At 64.4% G+C, this 17,688-nt stretch carries 17 protein-coding genes; 7 read left to right on the top strand and 10 right to left on the bottom strand.

The annotated features are described in order from the left end of the window. Positions 1-116 precede the first annotated feature (116 nt). Positions 117-6,410, top strand: coding sequence for a HAMP domain-containing protein (locus AB7245_RS11135; protein ID WP_085401312.1), 6,294 nt, complete (start codon positions 117-119; stop codon positions 6,408-6,410). A 14-nt stretch (positions 6,411-6,424) separates the two neighbouring features. Further along, positions 6,425-7,915: an HWE histidine kinase domain-containing protein gene (locus AB7245_RS11130; protein WP_085401332.1), complete on the top strand. Its 1,491-nt coding sequence runs from the start codon at positions 6,425-6,427 to the stop codon at positions 7,913-7,915. A gap of 88 nt (positions 7,916-8,003) precedes the next feature. On the opposite strand, the gene AB7245_RS11125 is transcribed toward AB7245_RS11130, so the two are convergent. Beyond that, complete coding sequence (locus tag AB7245_RS11125; protein ID WP_085401333.1) at positions 8,004-8,225, bottom strand: hypothetical protein; 222 nt, start codon at positions 8,223-8,225, stop codon at positions 8,004-8,006. Between the two features lie 140 nt (positions 8,226-8,365). Between AB7245_RS11125 and AB7245_RS11120 the strand changes: the two genes are divergently transcribed. Then, positions 8,366-8,623 (top strand): hypothetical protein, encoded by a 258-nt coding sequence (locus AB7245_RS11120; RefSeq protein ID WP_439034235.1) that lies wholly within the window; start codon positions 8,366-8,368, stop codon positions 8,621-8,623. Between the two features lie 96 nt (positions 8,624-8,719). Then, the gene (locus AB7245_RS11115) at positions 8,720-8,965 is read left to right on the top strand and encodes a hypothetical protein (RefSeq protein WP_063984953.1); all 246 of its coding nucleotides are present in this window, start codon (positions 8,720-8,722) and stop codon (positions 8,963-8,965) included. A 98-nt stretch (positions 8,966-9,063) separates the two neighbouring features. Here the strand turns inward: AB7245_RS11115 and AB7245_RS11110 are convergent, their stop codons facing one another. Together AB7245_RS11110 and AB7245_RS11105 are read right to left on the bottom strand one after the other, a co-directional pair. Further along, positions 9,064-9,249: a hypothetical protein gene (locus AB7245_RS11110; protein WP_085401314.1), complete on the bottom strand. Its 186-nt coding sequence runs from the start codon at positions 9,247-9,249 to the stop codon at positions 9,064-9,066. An 18-nt stretch (positions 9,250-9,267) separates the two neighbouring features. After that, positions 9,268-9,489, bottom strand: a complete 222-nt coding sequence (locus AB7245_RS11105) for a hypothetical protein (protein ID WP_038958668.1) — start codon at positions 9,487-9,489, stop codon at positions 9,268-9,270. Between the two features lie 115 nt (positions 9,490-9,604). Between AB7245_RS11105 and AB7245_RS11100 the strand changes: the two genes are divergently transcribed. Further along, positions 9,605-9,799 (top strand): DUF3072 domain-containing protein, encoded by a 195-nt coding sequence (locus AB7245_RS11100; protein ID WP_028148240.1) that lies wholly within the window; start codon positions 9,605-9,607, stop codon positions 9,797-9,799. Positions 9,800-9,870: 71 nt separating this feature from the next. After that, positions 9,871-10,170: a DUF6496 domain-containing protein gene (locus AB7245_RS11095; RefSeq protein WP_085401315.1), complete on the top strand. Its 300-nt coding sequence runs from the start codon at positions 9,871-9,873 to the stop codon at positions 10,168-10,170. 12 nt (positions 10,171-10,182) lie between these two features. On the opposite strand, the gene AB7245_RS11090 is transcribed toward AB7245_RS11095, so the two are convergent. Further along, a complete protein-coding gene (locus AB7245_RS11090; protein WP_028148242.1) occupies positions 10,183-10,545 on the bottom strand; it encodes a hypothetical protein in 363 nt (120 codons plus the stop codon). 271 nt (positions 10,546-10,816) lie between these two features. Further along, on the bottom strand, positions 10,817-12,352 hold the full coding sequence (locus tag AB7245_RS11085; RefSeq protein WP_439034234.1) for a Do family serine endopeptidase: 1,536 nt from the start codon (positions 12,350-12,352) through the stop codon (positions 10,817-10,819). Positions 12,353-12,546: 194 nt separating this feature from the next. Here AB7245_RS11085 and AB7245_RS11080 point away from each other — a divergent pair, with 194 nt between their 5' ends. Further along, positions 12,547-13,383, top strand: a complete 837-nt coding sequence (locus tag AB7245_RS11080) for a universal stress protein (RefSeq protein WP_085401316.1) — start codon at positions 12,547-12,549, stop codon at positions 13,381-13,383. 31 nt (positions 13,384-13,414) lie between these two features. Here AB7245_RS11080 and AB7245_RS11075 read toward each other — a convergent pair whose 3' ends face one another. The 5 genes from AB7245_RS11075 to AB7245_RS11055 all read right to left on the bottom strand — a co-directional run bounded on the left by AB7245_RS11075 (position 13,415) and on the right by AB7245_RS11055 (position 17,667). Next, positions 13,415-13,627 (bottom strand): hypothetical protein, encoded by a 213-nt coding sequence (locus tag AB7245_RS11075; RefSeq protein ID WP_028148245.1) that lies wholly within the window; start codon positions 13,625-13,627, stop codon positions 13,415-13,417. Between the two features lie 392 nt (positions 13,628-14,019). After that, positions 14,020-14,757, bottom strand: a complete 738-nt coding sequence (gene rpe / locus AB7245_RS11070) for a ribulose-phosphate 3-epimerase (protein ID WP_085401317.1) — start codon at positions 14,755-14,757, stop codon at positions 14,020-14,022. Next, positions 14,754-15,689: a CbbX protein gene (cbbX, locus tag AB7245_RS11065; RefSeq protein WP_085401318.1), complete on the bottom strand. Its 936-nt coding sequence runs from the start codon at positions 15,687-15,689 to the stop codon at positions 14,754-14,756. Before cbbX ends, rpe begins: the two co-directional genes overlap by 4 nt. 98 nt (positions 15,690-15,787) lie before the next feature. Beyond that, positions 15,788-16,195, bottom strand: coding sequence for a ribulose bisphosphate carboxylase small subunit (locus AB7245_RS11060; RefSeq protein WP_085401319.1), 408 nt, complete (start codon positions 16,193-16,195; stop codon positions 15,788-15,790). 11 nt (positions 16,196-16,206) lie between these two features. Next, a complete protein-coding gene (locus AB7245_RS11055) occupies positions 16,207-17,667 on the bottom strand; it encodes a form I ribulose bisphosphate carboxylase large subunit (protein ID WP_085401320.1) in 1,461 nt (486 codons plus the stop codon). Positions 17,668-17,688: the final 21 nt, after the last annotated feature.

Raw genomic sequence — 17,688 nt, 5'->3', positions numbered from 1 at the left:
GGCAGGTTCCAATTCCAAGCGCTGCAACGTTGGCGCTTGATTTCGAATTTGGCTGACGGTCTATTTTGACAACTGCGTCACGCCTTGGATTCGGCCGACGCCGCGGGGGAATCAGTATGAGCGACCTCGATCCCGGAACTGCATCACGCTCCGGTCGTCGCGTCCCAAAGCCAAAAACCAATGGTATGTCGGACCCGGATTCGCGGCCGGAATTGCTGCTCGCCTTGCAGGCGATGCGCAGCGGCGATTTTTCGGTGCGGATGAGCGGGGACTATCTCGGCATCGACGGCAAGATCGCCGACACTTTTAATGAAATCATCGCCGCCAACCAGCGCATGGCGCAGCAGCTCGAGCTGGTCGGTCAGGTCGTGGGGCGCGAGGGCAAGACCCGCCAGCGCGTGAAGTTCGGCCTCGCCAGCGGCTCCTGGGCCGACATGGAAGGCTCCGTCAACACGCTGATCGACGACCTCCTGTGGCCGACGCGCGAAGTGACGCGCGCGGTCGCTGCGGTGGCGCAAGGCGACCTGCTCCAGACTGTCAAGCTGGACGTCGACGGCCGCCCGCTGCGCGGTGAATTCCTGCAGTCGGCGACCATCGTCAACACCATGATCAAGCAGCTCGGCGTGTTCACCTCCGAGGTGACGCGCGTGGCGCGCGAGGTCGGCACCGAAGGCAAACTCGGCGGCCAGGCCCAGGTGCCGGAAGTGACCGGCGTCTGGAAGGATCTGACCGAGAGCGTCAACTCGATGGCGAACAACCTGACCAACCAGGTTCGTAACATCGCCGAGGTGACGATCGCGGTCGCCAACGGCGACTTGTCCAAGAAGATCACCGTCGACGTCCGCGGCGAGATCCTTCAGCTCAAGGAAGCCATCAACACGATGGTGGACCAGCTGCGCTCCTTCGCCTCCGAAGTGACGCGCGTGGCGCGCGAGGTCGGCACCGACGGCAAGCTCGGCGGACAGGCGATCGTGCCCGGCGTCGCCGGCACCTGGAAGGACCTGACCGACTCCGTGAACGCGATGTGCGGCAACCTCACCGCCCAGGTCCGCAACATCGCCAACGTGACGACCGCCGTGGCGCGCGGCGACCTGTCGCGCAAGATCACGGTGGACGTGCGCGGCGAGATCCTGGAGCTGAAGGACACCATCAACACGATGGTGGACCAGCTCAACTCTTTTGCCTCCGAAGTGACGCGCGTGGCGCGCGAGGTCGGCACCGAGGGCAAGCTCGGCGGCCAGGCCCAGGTGCCCGGTGTGGCCGGCACCTGGAAGGACCTCACCGACAACGTCAACTTCATGGCGTCGAACCTGACCGCGCAGGTCCGCAACATCGCCGACGTCGCGACCGCGATCGCCGGCGGCGACCTGTCGAAGAAGATCACGGTGAACGTCTCGGGCGAGATCCTTCAGTTGAAGGAAACGCTCAACACCTGCGTGGACCAGCTCAATGCCTTCGCCGGCGAAGTCACGCGCGTGGCGCGCGAAGTCGGCACCGAGGGACGGCTCGGCGGCCAGGCCAACGTGCTCGGCGTCGCCGGCACCTGGAAGGACCTGACGGAAAGCGTCAACTCGATGGCGTCGAACCTGACCGCGCAGGTCCGCAATATCGCCGAGGTGACCACGGCGGTCGCCGGCGGCGACTTGTCGAAGAAGATCACCGTGGACGTGCGCGGCGAAATTCTGGAGCTGAAGGACACCATCAACACCATGGTGGACCAGCTCAACGCCTTCGCCGGCGAAGTCACGCGCGTCGCGCGCGAGGTCGGCACCGAAGGCAAGCTCGGCGGTCAGGCCGTCGTGCGCGGCGTCGGCGGCACCTGGAAAGACCTGACCGATTCCGTCAACTCGATGGCCTCGAACCTCACCGGTCAGGTCCGCAACATCGCCGAAGTCGCGACCGCGGTCGCCAAGGGCGACCTGTCCAAGAAGATCACCGTGAATGTGTCGGGCGAAATCCTTCAGCTGAAGGAAACGCTCAACACCATGGTGGACCAGCTCAACGCCTTCGCCGGCGAAGTCACGCGCGTCGCGCGCGAGGTCGGCACCGACGGCAAGCTCGGCGGCCAGGCCGACGTGCCCGGCGTCGCCGGCACCTGGAAGGACTTGACCGACTCCGTGAACTCGATGGCGGGCAACCTCACCGCACAGGTTCGTAACATCGCCGAGGTCGCGACCGCCATCGCCGGCGGTGACCTGTCACGCAAGATCACGGTGGACGTCCGCGGCGAGATCCTTCAGCTCAAGGACACGCTGAACACGATGGTCGACCAGCTCAACCGCTTCGCGGGCGAGGTGACGCGCGTGGCGCGCGAGGTCGGCACCGAAGGCCGCCTCGGCGGCCAGGCCAACGTGCCCGGCGTCGCCGGCACCTGGAAGGATTTGACCGACAGCGTGAACTCGATGGCGGGCAACCTCACCGCCCAGGTCCGAAACATCGCCGAAGTGACCACCGCCGTGGCGCGCGGCGACTTGTCCCGCAAGATCACCGTGGACGTGAAGGGCGAAATCCTCGAGCTCAAGAACACCATCAACACCATGGTCGACCAGCTCAACGCCTTCGCCGGCGAGGTCACGCGTGTGGCGCGCGAGGTCGGCACCGAAGGCAAGCTCGGCGGTCAGGCCGAGGTGTCCGGCGTCGCCGGCACCTGGAAGGACCTCACCGACAACGTCAACTTCATGGCCTCGAACCTGACGGCCCAGGTCCGCAACATCGCCGAGGTCGCGACCGCGATCGCCGGCGGCGACCTGTCGAAGAAGATCACGGTGGACGTGCGCGGCGAGATCTTGCTGCTCAAGGACACCTTGAACACGATGGTGGAGCAGCTGCGCTCCTTCGCCGCCGAAGTGACGCGCGTCGCGCGCGAGGTCGGCACCGAGGGCCGGCTCGGCGGTCAAGCCGTCGTGCCCGGCGTCGGCGGCACCTGGAAGGATCTCACCGACAACGTCAACCTGCTGGCCGCGAACCTCACGACGCAGGTCCGCAACATCGCCGAGGTCACCACCGCCGTCGCGCGCGGCGACTTGTCCCGCAAGATCACCGTGGACGTGAAGGGCGAAATCCTCGAGCTGAAGAACACCATCAACACCATGGTGGACCAGCTCAACGCGTTTGCCGGCGAAGTCACCCGCGTCGCGCGTGAAGTCGGCACTGAAGGCGAACTCGGCGGCCAGGCCCAGGTGCCCGGTGTGGCCGGCACCTGGAAGGACCTCACCGACACCGTCAACTTCATGGCGGCGAACCTGACCGAGCAGGTCCGCGGCATCGTCAAGGTGGTGACCGCAGTTGCGAACGGTGATTTGAAGCAAAATCTCACTGTGAAATCCAAGGGCGAGGTCGCGGCGCTCGCCGACACCATCAACAACATGACCGAGACGCTCGCGACCTTCGCCGATCAGGTGACGTCGGTGGCGCGCGAGGTAGGCGTCGAGGGACGGCTCGGCGGCCAGGCCGACGTGCCGGGTGCAGCCGGCACCTGGAAGGACCTCACCGGCAACGTCAACCTGCTCGCAGCCAACCTCACCTCGCAGGTGCGCGCGATCGCGGAAGTCGCGACCGCCGTGACCAAGGGCGACCTGACGCGGTCGATCCAGGTCGACGCCCGCGGCGAAGTCGCCGAGCTGAAAGACAACATCAACACGATGATCACGAACCTCCGTCTCACGACGGACGTGAACACAGAGCAGGACTGGCTCAAGACCAACCTCGCCAAATTCACCAACATGCTCCAGGGTCAGCGCGATCTCACCACCGTCGGCCGGCTGCTGCTGACCGAATTGTCACCCCTGGTGAACGCCCATACCGGCGTGATCTACCAGGTCGAGAACGAGGATAGTCCGCGGCTCCTGTTGCTCGCCTCCTATGCCGGCGACGGCGTCTATCCCTATCAGCGCGTGCTCCCGCTCGGCGACGGCCTGATCGGCCAATGCGCCCTCGACAGACGGCCGCGCGTCATTGCCGACATTCCACCCGACGTGGTGCCGATCAACTCGGCGCTGTTCCGCGTCGCGCCAAAGAACCTCGTCGTGCTGCCGGTGCTGTTCGAAGGCCAGGTCAAGGCGGTGATCGAGCTCGCCTCGCTGACCTCGTTCACGACCTCGCAGATGACATTCCTCGAGCAGCTTACCGACTCCATCGGCATCGTGCTCAACTCGATCGAGGCGACGATGCAGACCGAAGGCCTGCTCAAGCAGTCGCAGCAGCTTGCCGGCGAGCTTCAGACCCAGCAGCGCGAATTGCAGCAGACCAACGACCAGCTCGAGCAGAAGGCGCAGCAGCTCGCCGAGCGCAACGTCGAGGTCGAGCGCAAGAACCAGGAAATCGAGCAGGCCCGCCGCGCACTGGAGGAAAAGGCGACCGAGCTCGCGCTGACCTCGAAGTACAAGTCCGAATTCCTCGCCAATATGAGCCACGAGCTGCGCACACCGCTGAACTCGATCCTGATCCTGGGACAGCAGCTCACCGACAATCCGGATGGCAACCTCTCGGCCAAGCAGGTCGAGTTCGCCCGCACCATCCATGGCGCCGGCACCGACCTGCTCAACCTCATCAGCGACATCCTGGATCTCTCCAAGATCGAATCCGGCACGGTGACGGTCGACGCCGAGGAGATTCTGACTGCAAACCTGCTCGAGACCGTCGGGCGGCCGTTCCGGCACGAGGCGGAAAACCGCAACCTGTCGTTCAAGATCGACGTCGACCCGAACCTGGCCCGCAGCATCGTCACCGACTCCAAGCGCCTGCAGCAGGTTCTCAAGAACCTGCTTTCCAACGCCTTCAAGTTCACCGCCGAAGGCGAGGTGCGCCTGAAGGTCGTCGCCGCGGTCGGCGGCTGGGGCACGGATCATCCGGTGCTGAACTCAGCGCCGGCGGTGATCGCGTTCGAAGTGACGGACACCGGCATCGGCATTCCCCTCGAGAAGCAGAAGCTGATCTTCGAGGCGTTCCAGCAGGCGGACGCCGGCACCAGCCGCAAATACGGCGGCACCGGTCTCGGACTTGCGATCAGCCGCGAGCTCGCGAGCCTGCTCGGCGGCGAGATCCATCTGCGCAGCGCGCCCGGCAAGGGCTCGTCCTTCACGCTCTATCTGCCGCTGAAATATTCCGGCCCGACGCTCGCGCCGCGTGCACCCGCGCCGCAGCAGTACAGTCAGCCACCGGCGTTGCAAGCGGCTGCGCCCGAACAGCAGCGCGTCATCGAGCAGATTGCCGACGACCGCCTCAACCTCGCGCCCGGCGATACCATCCTGCTCATCGTCGAGGACGATCCGCATTATGCCCGCGTGCTGGTCGATCTCGCCCGTGACAAGGGCTTCAAGGTTCTGGTCGCCGCGCGCGGCGCGGAGGCGCTGGAGCTCGCCAAGCAGTATCAGCCGCGGGCCGTTTCGCTCGACGTGTTCCTGCCTGATATGCTGGGCTGGACGGTGCTGAGCCAGCTCAAGCACAATCCGCTGACCCGCCACATCCCCGTGCAGATCATCACGCTCGACGAGGACCGCCAGCATGCGCTGGCCCGCGGTGCCTTCTCCTTCGTCAACAAGCCGACCACGACCGAGGGCGTCTCAGCCGCGCTGACGCAGATCAAGGAATATGCGCGGCCGCGGCGCAAGCGGCTCCTGATCGTCGAGGACAACGAGGCCGAGCAGCTCTCGATCCGCGAGTTGCTGCATCACGACGACATCGAGATCGTGACGACGGATACCGGCGCCGGCGCGCTCTCGACACTGCGCGAGGCACCCTGCGATTGCGTGGTGCTCGACCTGCGGCTGCCCGACATGAGCGGCTTCGAGGTGCTGGACCAGATCCGCAACGACGAGGCGCTGTCGAACGTTCCGGTGGTGGTCTTCACCGGCCGCGAGCTCTCGGCGGAGGAAGATGCGGAACTCCACACCATGGCGCGCAGCATCGTGGTCAAGGGCGTGGAATCGCCGGAGCGCCTGCTCGACGAGACCGCCTTGTTCCTGCATCGCGTCATCACGGAACTGCCGGTCGAGAAGCAGCGCATGCTGGAGAAGCTGAACAGTTCCGACGAAGACCTGATCGGCAAGACCGCCCTGCTCGTCGACGACGACGCCCGCAACATCTTCGCGCTGTCGAGCGTCTTGGAACGTCGGGGCATGAAGGTGCTGACGGCCACGACCGGCCGCGAGGCGGTAACGCTGGTCGAATCCAATCCGGAGATCGCCATCGTGCTGATGGACATCATGATGCCGCAGATGGATGGCTATCAGACCATCGGCGTCATTCGCGAAAATCCGGCCTTCGCCCGCCTTCCGATCATCGCGCTGACAGCCAAGGCGATGAAGGGCGACCGTGAGAAATGCCTGGAAGCCGGTGCGTCCGACTACCTCGCCAAACCCGTCAACACCGATCAATTGCTGCTTGCAATCCGCATGTGGCTGCACCGCTGAGTTTGGATCCGCGAATGGACCACGAAAAGGTCAACATCCTCCTCGTCGACGACCAGCCGGCCAAGCTGCTCGCCTACGAGGTGATCCTGAAGGAACTCGGCGAGAACCTCGTGATCGCATCATCGGGCCGCGAGGCGCTGGAGGTGCTGCTCAAGACCGAGATCGCGGTGATCCTGGTCGACGTCTGCATGCCCGAGCTCGACGGATTCGAGCTGGCCGCGATGATCCGCGAGCATCCGCGCTTCCAGAAGACCGCGATGATCTTCATCTCGGCCATTCAGGTCAGCGATATCGACCGCTTACGCGGCTACGAGATGGGTGCCGTCGACTACGTCCCGGTGCCGGTCGTGCCGGAGGTGCTGCGCGCCAAGATCAAGGTGTTCGCCGAACTCTACCGCAAGACACGCGAGCTCGAACGGCTGAACCAGGAGCTCGAAGACCGCGTTCGCGCACGCACGGCCGAGCTGGAGAATTCCACCGCAAAGCTGCGCGAGAGCGAAGAGCGGCGCAGCATGGCGATCGCCGCCGGCAAGATGGGATCGTGGGACTGGGACTGGGTCAACGGCGACTGGATGTGGGACGAAGGCCAGTACCGCATCTTCGGCGTGACGCCGGAGACCTTCAACGTCACCTCAGCCAACATCCAGGCGCTGCTGCACCCTGATGACGTCGACCAGTTCGGCCAGGCGATTGCCGCGTTCAACACCGGCGCGCACGCCTATGAAGGCGAGTTTCGCGTCAGCCGGCCCGATGGCGAGGTGCGCTGGTGCGTCGGCACGGCAGCCGCGACGGTGGACCAGGGCGGCCGCGTGGTGCGCGTGAGCGGCGTCACCGTGGACATCACCGAACGCAAACGCGCGGAAGAGAGACAAAACCTGCTGGCGCGCGAGGTGGATCATCGAGCCAAGAACGCGCTGGCGCTGGCGCAATCGATCGTGCGCCTCACCCGCGCCGACGAGGTCAAGGCTTACGTCAACGCCGTCGAGGGGCGCATCAACGCGCTGGCGCGCGTGCACACGATCCTGTCGCTGTCGAGCTGGCAGGGCGCCGAACTCTCAAGGCTGATCGACGAGGAGCTCGCGCCCTACTCGCTCGGCGGCCAGATCAAGCTGGCCGGTCCGGAAGTTCAGCTGGCGCCGGCGACAGCGCAGACGCTGGCGCTGGCGCTGCATGAGCTTTTCACCAACTCGGCGAAATATGGCGCGCTCTCGACGCGGTCTGGGCGGCTTGCGATCGGCTGGCAGGTCGAGGACGACCACCTCACACTGACCTGGGACGAAACCGGCGGTCCGCTGGTGAGGACGCCGAAATCCCGTGGCTTCGGCACGCGGAGCCTGCTTGCCAGTGTGGAATCGCAACTCGGCGGACAGGCGGAATTCAACTGGCGTGCCGAAGGCCTGTTGTGCCGCCTTGAGGTGCCGCTGACGCGGAAGACCGTAGCGCCGCCGGCCGCGAGCAAGTTCGACGTGGCTCCGTCCGAACCCCTTCAGCGGGCCTCAGGCTAGCGCGTTTGCGAGCGAAGTGGGCTCCGGTTCGCGCGTAAAGATAGGAATCTGGAGCTTCGGCCCTGATTCACTCAGAACCGATCATGATCTAGCGCGTCGCGGCGACCCTCATGCTCTGCATCGCCTGCGGTTCGTCAGCGACACGTCCTTCCAGCCAGGCTTCCGTTTGCGAAAGCTCGCGCAGCGCCCGCGCGTAACGGCGGGCTGCGCTCCGCTCGGCGCCGCGCGGCAGCCTGCGCGCCTTGCGCAGCATGTCCGCAGCCGCGTTGCGATAGGCCAGCGAGCGATAGAGAAAGACGACCTTACCCATATCGAATGTTCCCGTGTTGATGGCATTCATCCTCGCAAGACCGCCATGAACGTCGGATGAAGCGGGGAATGACAAAATCGTCATGACAATGGAACCCGCAATCGTCGCATGCGTTTTATGCCACACCGCGAGGCGGTTCCATGCGCGGGAAAAAGTCGCCGAGCCTCATCTCTCCGACCGGCGTCATCAAGCTGATGACGCATGCGATGATGGGCGCAGCCCTCGGCCTTGTCTTCTGTCTCGCCCTCGTCCTGTTCAATCCGGCCGTCGCAAATTTGTTGAACCACGGCGGACATTCGGCCGGCATGGTCTTCATCATCACACTGGTGACGACGTTCGCGATCGGCGCAACGCTCACGGGCCTCGTGTTCATCCTCGCCGAGGACAAGGAATTTTGAAGCGCGCGTGACGCGCACCGGGCGATTTCGTTCGGAACTCCTGCAGCAAATGGCGGTTGGCTGCCTGCGTCAATTCAACTCAGGGAGTTCCCGCGCATGAAAACCACCAAGCTCGCTCTTACCGTGATGTTGGCAACCGGCCTCGCCGCCGCTCCGTTCGCCGTGCAGGCCAAGTCGCATAAGGCCAAGCATGGATCCGCTATGTCCTCGTCGCAGACCACGGGTGCCAACACCAAGTCCTCCAAGGGCGCTGATCCCTCCGGTCAAGGTGGTTCTGGCCCCGGCTCCGACCAAGGCGGCACCATGACGAACAACAAGGGCGGCATGAGCAACACCAAGTGAGCTCCGGCCGACAATCAAAGGCCTCGCGGCGACGCGGGGCCTTTCGCTTTGGAGCTGGAGTTTGGAGCTAGATTGGGAATCCTTCCAGCGTCGCATCGCTAAAGCGGCCGTCCCGTGGCATTCGCCTTCACGAGATGCTCCAGCCGTGCACGTTTGCGTGCGATCAGGAGCTGCGCTGCGGCATCGTCGAGACCCTCGCGCTGCAATTGCCGGATGGCGGAGCCGAGTTCGAGAATTTCGGCGCGCAGTTTTAGAATCCGGTACGTGTCCGGGTCTTCTTCCACCGCACGCTCCCAAAATTCTCAGCGGCGCGCGATCACGCGCAGCGGACTACCGGATGTCGTTGCAGGACGAAGGCGGACCCGCTCGCGGACGTCAGGCAAGACATCGCCGCCACCGGCCGCCTTCCATTCGCCGATCAGCAGGTTGATTTTCCGGCGCAGATCCATCTGCGCCAGGGCCTTTTCTGTGCAGTCGCGGTCGCGATCGACGAGGTCGCGCACAGACACCTCGATGTCGGCCATCTCGAGCCTCAAGGCGCTGATTTTGCGTCGAATTTCATTAATTCTGTTGTCCATGGCTTGTTAGAACAAAATAAGAACATATAGTCAAGTGACGATTTGAGAACGGAGAGGCCAGATGCAGGTTCAGGGTAAATACGACGCCAGGGTTTTCCTCACGGAGCAGATGACGAGAGCGCAGGGGCTGAGGCTGAAGCGTCTGAGCGAGGAAGCCTATCAGCCCACTCAATACGATCGGGCTCTGTCCTCCACTGAGGCTGCGCGCCGCATTCGAGCGCTGGAAGACGAGATCGAGTTGGCGAACTCCTTCTGAGGAACGCGGCCAGCGCATTTGGAACGTAGGGTCAGTGATGCGGTTCTTTCCCGGGCCAAGGGAGAGAGTTGATGGCACGCAAGGCAAAGAAACGCCGCTACTCACGCAGCGCCAGCAGTGATGTCGAGCGCGAGATGCGCGGTTATAAGAAGGGCACCGCGAAAAGCGGCCCCGGCGGTCGTGGCGGACGCGTGAAGAGTCGCAAGCAGGCGATCGCAATCGGCCTGTCGGAAGCGCGCGCGAAGGGCAAGAAAGTCCCGAAGAAGGCGTCGAAGCGGAAAACGTCCAAGAAGAAGACAGCCAAGAAGACGGCCAGGAAGACGACCAAGACAACGAAGAAGACCTCGAAGCGCAAATCCAGCAAGCGGTAACGCCCACCCGCGTCAGATCATGCTGCCCGGCATGAAGCAGCGGATCGAAATCCCGAACGCAGTCTTCACCGGCCATACCATGGTGTGGCCAGCCCGGTTTGGCTCGGTGATGACGGCCTCATCAGGCACATCCACCCACTGCCCGTCGAGCCGCACGCGATAGTGCCCATCGTGCGATTCCCAATCGGGGTCGGATACAGCAAAGCCATCTGCATCCGAGCAGCAGGGCCCAAGATGGCTGCGCAAGCTGTCGAACCAGGGTTTCAGGGGCGAGTTGGCGTAGCGGCCATCGTCGCGCCCCAGGGCGCTTCCGGTCGTCAGGACAAGCGGCGCCACAAGCAGCGCACACCTCAGCGAGAGCTTCAATCGATCCATGTCGGCACCGATCAAATGCGAACCACCGGTTCCACAAGAAGGCCGGGCGTTCGAAGTTCCACTCCTGCAATTCGCCTGGGCGTCTTCATTGACGCCAAAGCCCAACACGTGATTCCGAACTGTGACGAGCGAACGCGGCTTTTTCGGACGAACCCGTCATCAACGCTGCCGTTAACGAGAATGTTATCGGCACCTGTGGGAATCTTCCAGACGCGCACGAAAAAGGCGGCCCGCAGGCCGCCTTTTGAGTTTGCCGCGGGAAGCGCGAGGCTTAGGCCAGCGGCACCGCGACGAACCGCGTCGCTTCCTGGCTCTTCACCTGCAACAGCACGCTGTTCTTGCCGGACGATTTGGCCTGCGCCAGCTCGGAGCGGACGTCACCGACATTGGCAACGGCCTTGCCACCGACATTGAGAATGACGTCGCCGGTCTGGATGCCGCGCTGCGCGGCGGGTCCCTGCGGATCGACCTCGGTCACGACCACGCCCTTTTGGCCCGCGCCCTGGACGTCGCCTGCCGGCGCCAGGCTGAGACCGAGGCGCGGCGTGCCGGTGTTCGGCTGCGCCTTGCCCTCGCCGGCCTTGGCCTGCCGCTCGTTCGGCAACTCGCCGAGGGCGAGTGTCACCGTCTTGCTCGCGCCTTTGTGGAAGACGTCGAGCTTCACGGACGTGCCCGGCGCCAGGGTGGCAATGGTGCGGGCGAGATCGCGGGAGTCCTTGATCGCGGTACCGTTGACGGCGGTGATGACGTCGCCCGCCTCGATGCCGGCCTTCGCCGCGGGGCTGCCGTCCTGCGGATTGTCCACGATCGCGCCGCGCGCCTCCTTGAGGCCGAGGCTGTCGGCGATCTCGGCGCTCACCGGTTGCACCTGCACACCGAGCCAGCCGCGGGTGACCGAGCCCTTGTCCTTCAGCTGCGCGACGACGAGCTTCGCGGTCGAAGCCGGAATGTCGAAGCCGATACCGACCGAACCGCCGGAGGGTGAGAAGATCGCGGTGTTCACGCCGATCACGTTGCCGTTCATGTCGAAGGCCGGACCGCCGGAATTACCCTTGTTGATCGGCGCGTCGATCTGGATGAAGTCGTCATAGGGACCGTTGCCGATGTCGCGACCATTGGCCGAGACGATGCCGGCGGTCACGGTGCCACCGAGGCCGAAGGGGTTGCCGACCGCGACCACCCAGTCGCCGATGCGCGGCTTCTGGTCGGAGAATTTGACGAACGGAAAGTCCCTCTTGCCATCGACCTTGATCAGCGCGAGATCGGTCTTCGGATCGGTGCCTACCACCTTCGCGGTGTAGCTCGTGCCGTCATCCATGGTCACCTGTACCGACTCGGCGTGATCGACGACGTGGTTGTTGGTCACGGCATAGCCGTCGGCGGAGATGAAGAAGCCGGAACCCTCGCCCGTGATCATCTGGTGGCGCTGGCGCGGCATGCCGTTCATGCCACCCGGGCCGCGGAAGCCGAACTGCCGCGAAAACTGGTCGAACGGCGAATCCTCGTCCGAATCCATCCGGTTCTGTTGCAGCATCGCGCTCTTGTCATTGTCCTGGTCGATCCTGACCCGCACCGAGATGACGGCGGGTTTGACCTTGCTGACGAGATCGCCGAAGCCCGGCGGCGTCGCGGCGGCTTCCGCCGACTGGGCCGGCCCGATGAAGGAATTCAGACCGAACTGCGAAGAGGCGGGAGAGGCAGCGAGCACGGCCACGCCAAGCGCGGCCACGGTGCCCAGCAGCGCAAGCCGGCGCGGCTTCAAGATCTTGCGGGACGTGGTGGTGTCGGAATTGACGTGATCGTTCATGTCGAAATGTCCATGTTGGGTAAGTCGCCTTGCAACCAACATGGACATCGTCACCTTACGGCGTCCCGTCCGTCCGATTAAATCTTGGCAAAGGTGCCGCGAAAATCAGGGCTGCACATTTGATGCGGCTCAACGCAGGCCCCGTGCGCCGTGATAGACTGCGGCCACTGGATGATGTCCACCGGAGGCGCGCCATGTACAAAGACATTCTCGTCCACATCCCGACCGAGCGCCCGATGAGCGCGGTGATCGACGGCTCGATCTCGCTCGCGGCGAGACTCAACGCACACGTCGACGCGGTCGCCGTCGGGTACGTCGCGAGCAGCACTGCCTATGTCCTGGATGGCGGTGCCGCCGTAGCGGCGGTGTTCGAGATGGAGCGCGAGCGCGCGGTGGAGCGTGCCGAGGCCGCGTTGGCGATATTTCGGAGCGAAGCCACGAACGCCGGCATCTCCTGCACCTGCCACCCGCTCGGCGCAATCCCCGCGGACGCAGCCGGCTCGCTCGGCGAGATGGCGCGGCTCCACGATCTCAGCATCGTGCTGCAGCCCGATCCGGCGCAAGGCTCATTCGACAATGATATGCCCGGCGAGATCCTGTTCCAGGCGGGCGGACCGGTGCTGTTCCTGCCCTACACCTTTCGTGGGTCATTCAGGGCGAACCGGATCGGCATCTGCTGGGATGGCAGCCGCCTCGCCGCTCGCGCGATGCGCGACGCCGCTCCCTTCCTGGCCCGCGCCGAGGAGATCGTGATCATCACGATCAACGAAGCCGACGCGGTTCCCGACGAGGTCTCAGCAAGCCATCTGGCAAGACACCTCGGCCGGCGCGGATTGTCGACCCGCACCGTCAGCCTGTCGGCGGCGCGCTCCGACATCCAGCCGACCATCCTGTCGCTGGCCGCCGACGAGAGCCTCGATCTCCTGGTCATGGGCGGCTACGGCCACTCGCGGTTGCAGGAACGCTTCCTCGGCGGCGTCACCCGCGCCATGCTGGAAGCCATGACGGTCCCGACGCTGATGTCGCATTGATCGAGAGATGATCCGCAACGGACCGACGCGCTCACGCCGCGGCGGGGGTCTCAAATGGCGCGGTGGCGATGGCGTCGTCCTCGGGTTGCGCATTGCACGCGTCGAAATGCGCCTTCAGCGCAATCTCGGCGAGGTATTCGAAATGTTCGGCTTGCCCAAGGAGTTGCCAGTTCTGGAGCGGCCGATAGGCCGCCTGCTGACGACAGAGAGACGCCAGCGCCCGGTAGCGACGTACGTTCTCCATGAGACCCTCCCTCGCATTCACTGAGCTTATTGCCCTGATTTACGTCAGGCCGATGGCGGTTATGCAAAACATTTACTGCGTGCGAGGCGCCCCGCGCAACCTGGGTTAACGTCTGGGAAACGCGCAGGCCTCCATTGGTTCCTATCGGAGAACCCCACGTGGAACTCATTGGCCAGGCGTAGCGCTGGCGCGCGACGGAGATGCCGATCAGATCAAGATACCGTTCGATCGATTCCGGCCACCCGATGAGATTGCCCTGCATTTCTGCGCAGAACTCTAGCGCGAGGAAGGCCCGCTGCGCCGTGCAGCGTGCCCTGTAGAACCTCGGACGGAATGGCACGCCATGGTACAACCAGTGCGACGCCGGCTCTGCCACGCCGGTATGCCGTATTCTACCGGGTGAGCGCGGTCTCGCCGGCCCGGATCGTCTGCGCCGAACCATGTTGCAGCTTCGGAACCCTGCCGGCCTCCGCAGCAGCGCGGATGGCGGCGATGTTGCCCGCATAATCGGCGCTGCTCTTGCCGCGGAACACGGCCGATCCTGCCACGAGGGTGTCGGCGCCCGCGGCAGCCACAGCGGCGGCATTGTCGCGCGTGATGCCGCCATCGACCTCGAGCCGGATCGGCCGGTCGCCGATCATGCTTCGAATGCGCCTGATCTTCTCGATCTGGGAGTCGAGGAAGGACTGGCCGCCGAAGCCGGGATTGACCGTCATCACCAGCACGAGGTCGAGACGATCAAGCACGTATTCGATCGCGGCTTCCGGTGTAGCCGGACACAGGCTGACGCCAGCCTTCTTGCCGAGCGCACGGATGGCCTGGAGCGAGCGGTCCAGATGCGGGCCGGCTTCGGCATGAACCGTGATGACGTCGGCGCCTGCCTTTGCGAACGCCTCCAGATAGGGATCAACAGGCGCGATCATCAGATGCACGTCAAAGATCTTCGCCGTCGCCGGCCGGATCGCCTTGATGACGTCGGCGCCATAGCTGATGTTCGGCACGAAATGTCCGTCCATGACGTCGCAGTGGATCCAGTCGGCGCCGGCAGCATCAATAGCCCTGATCTCCTCGCCGAGGCGCGCGAAATCGGCGGCCAGGATCGAAGGCGCGATGAGGATTTCTCCCGTCATGACTTCGCACTCCTCTGCGCGTCCGCACCACCGCTGAAAACGCGGCTCGCAAGGACATCCGTCGGATCGATCGTTTCGAGATCGGCGACATCGAGCATGCGGTCGAGATCGGAGACGAGGCGATCGGCCTGGCGGAGGCGGATACGATCGACCGCGTTGCGGATCGAGCGCGCGTTGGAGAAGAAGGGCTGGGTCCGGCGCAGTGCGATGTATTTTTCGAAGGCCCCGCGCGCCGCCGCCGAGAAGCGGTATCCACGCTCCTTCAGCATCAGCTCGGCGATGACGAGAAGCTCGGCTTCCGCATAGTCCGGGAAGTCGATGTGATGGGCGATGCGCGAACGGAAGCCCGGGTTGGAGGCGAAGAAGCTCGTCATCCGCTCGCCATAGCCGGCGAGGATCACGACGAGGTCCTCGCGCTGGTTCTCCATCACCTGGAGCAGGATCTCGATCGCCTCCTGGCCGTAATCGCGCTCGTTGTCAGGCCGGTGCAGATAATAGGCCTCGTCGATGAACAACACGCCGCCCATCGCCTTCTTCAATATCTCCTTCGTCTTCGGCGCGGTATGGCCGATATACTGGCCAACGAGATCGTCGCGCGTCACCGAGATCACCTGCCCGCGCCGCACGAAACCGAGGCCGTGCAGGATCTTTGCCATGCGCAGCGCCACCGTGGTCTTGCCCGTGCCCGGATTACCGGTGAACGACATGTGCAGTGTCGGGGGCGACGATGCCAGTCCCGCACGCTGGCGGATGCGCTCGATCAGCAGCAGTGACGCGATCTGACGCACGCGGTTCTTGACCGGCCGGAGGCCGATCAGCTCCTGCTCGAGCTGTTGCAGCGTGTCAGTGATTCCGGCCGCCTCGGCCTCCTTGCGGAGATCGAAGCTGGTCTCGCTGGTTTCAGCGGTCGTCGCATGAGGGACATCAAGCATCGGCACCTCGAAGAAAAGAGCTTCGCCGCGGGGGGAGCGGCGAAGCAGTGGTCCGCCAAGGAAACGGAGCAGGGAGTGCTCCGCGCGGAGAGGAATGACTAGGTCGACGCGTGCGCGGCCGGCCGGCGCACGGTGGTGTAGCGGATCGCACGTCCGCCGACCTCCTGCCGCACCAGGTCGAACTCGGCTTCCTGCGGCGGGCGGTTGACGAGGAACGAGATCCGCACCGATTCCCAGCCATGGCTGGAGTCGAATCCACTGATGCGGATGTAGCGGTCGCCGTAGACCCTGCGGCACTCGGCGAGCTCCATCATCACGCCGGCGGCGTCCTGGAGGTCGAACATCGGCAGGCCCCACATCTCCCAATAGGTGTTGCGGGGATGCGGATCGTCGGTGAACTCGATATTCACCGCCCAGCCATTGGCGAGGCAATATTGCAACTGCTTCGTGATCTGGTCGTCGGTCAGATCAGGCAGGAACGAGAAGCAGCCCTGGGTCAGTTTCATATCTCATCTCCTCAAACGGTTTCCAACGCGGTCGGCACGAAGTCCGGCGTGTCGGTGGATTGATAGTTGAAGCTGACGTCCTTCCAGACCTCGAGCGCAGCCTTCAGCGGCGTGCAGGTCTCTGCCGCCCTGGCCAGGATCTCTGGACCTTCATGGACGTAGTCGCGCCCCTCGTTGCGGGCGAGGATCATCGCTTCGAGCGCCACGCGGTTGGCGATCGCGCCAGCCGCAATGCCCATGGGATGGCCGATGGTGCCGCCGCCGAATTGCAGCACGACGTCCTCGCCAAGGAGATCGAGCAGCTGGTGCATCTGGCCGGCATGGATGCCGCCGGAGGCGACTGGCATCATCTTGTTCAGGCTCGCCCAGTGCTGGTCGAAGAACAGGCCGTGCTCGAGCTTGGTCGGGTTGAAGTCTTCGCGGCAGACGTCGTAATAGCCGCGCGTGGTATTGGGATCGCCCTCGAGCTTGCCGACCACCGTGCCGGCGTGGATGTGGTCGACGCCGGCGAGCCGCATCCACTTCGCGATGACGCGGAACGACACGCCGTGGCTCTTCTGCCGCGTATAGGTCGAGTGACCGGCGCGATGCAGATGCAGGATCATGTCGTTGCGCCGTGCCCATTTCGCCATGGACTGGATCGCGGTGTAGCCGATCACGAGATCGATCATGACGATGCACGACCCGAGCTCTTTCGCGAACTCTGCGCGCTCGTACATGTCCTCCATCGTCCCCGCGGTGATGTTTAGGTAGGTGCCCTTCACCTCGCCGGACGCCGCCTGCGCGCGATTCACGGCCTCCATGCAATAGAGGAAGCGGTCACGCCAATGCATGAAGGGCTGCGAGTTGATGTTCTCGTCGTCCTTGGTGAAGTCGAGCCCGCCCTTGAGCGCCTCGTAAACCACGCGGCCATAGTTGCGCCCGGACAAGCCGAGCTTCGGCTTCACCGTCGCGCCCAGCAACGGCCGGCCGAACTTGTCGAGCCGCTCACGCTCGACCACGATGCCGGTCGCCGGCCCCTGGAACGTCTTCACATAGGCGACCGGGAAGCGCATGTCCTCCAGACGCAGCGCCTTCAGCGGCTTGAAGCCGAACACGTTGCCGATGATCGAGGCCGACAGGTTGGCGATCGAGCCGGGCTCGAACAGGTCGAGGTCATAGGCGATGTAGGCGAAGTACGAGCCCGGCGTGCCGGGCACCGGATCGACACGGTAGCACTTGGCGCGATACTTCTCCGCAGCGGTCAGGCGATCGGTCCACACCACCGTCCAGGTCGCGGTCGAGGATTCGCCGGCAACCGCCGCTGACGCCTCGATGGGGTCCACGCCCTCCTGCGGCGTCACGCGGAACAGCGCGATGACATCGGTGTCCTTCGGCGTGTAGTCGGGCTCCCAATAGCCCATGCGCGCGTATTCCATCGTGCCCGATCGATAGCGCTCTTTGCCCCGGACGGTTCCTGCGTGTGCATTCATGGCTCTCTCCTGCTCTTCTCT

It is taken from the genome of Bradyrhizobium sp. 604_D8_N2_3, from assembly GCF_051810765.1.
GTDB lineage: Bacteria > Pseudomonadota > Alphaproteobacteria > Rhizobiales > Xanthobacteraceae > Bradyrhizobium > Bradyrhizobium barranii.
The sequence above is the reverse complement of the archived record's forward strand: the minus strand, read 5'-3'. Positions and strand labels throughout refer to the sequence as shown.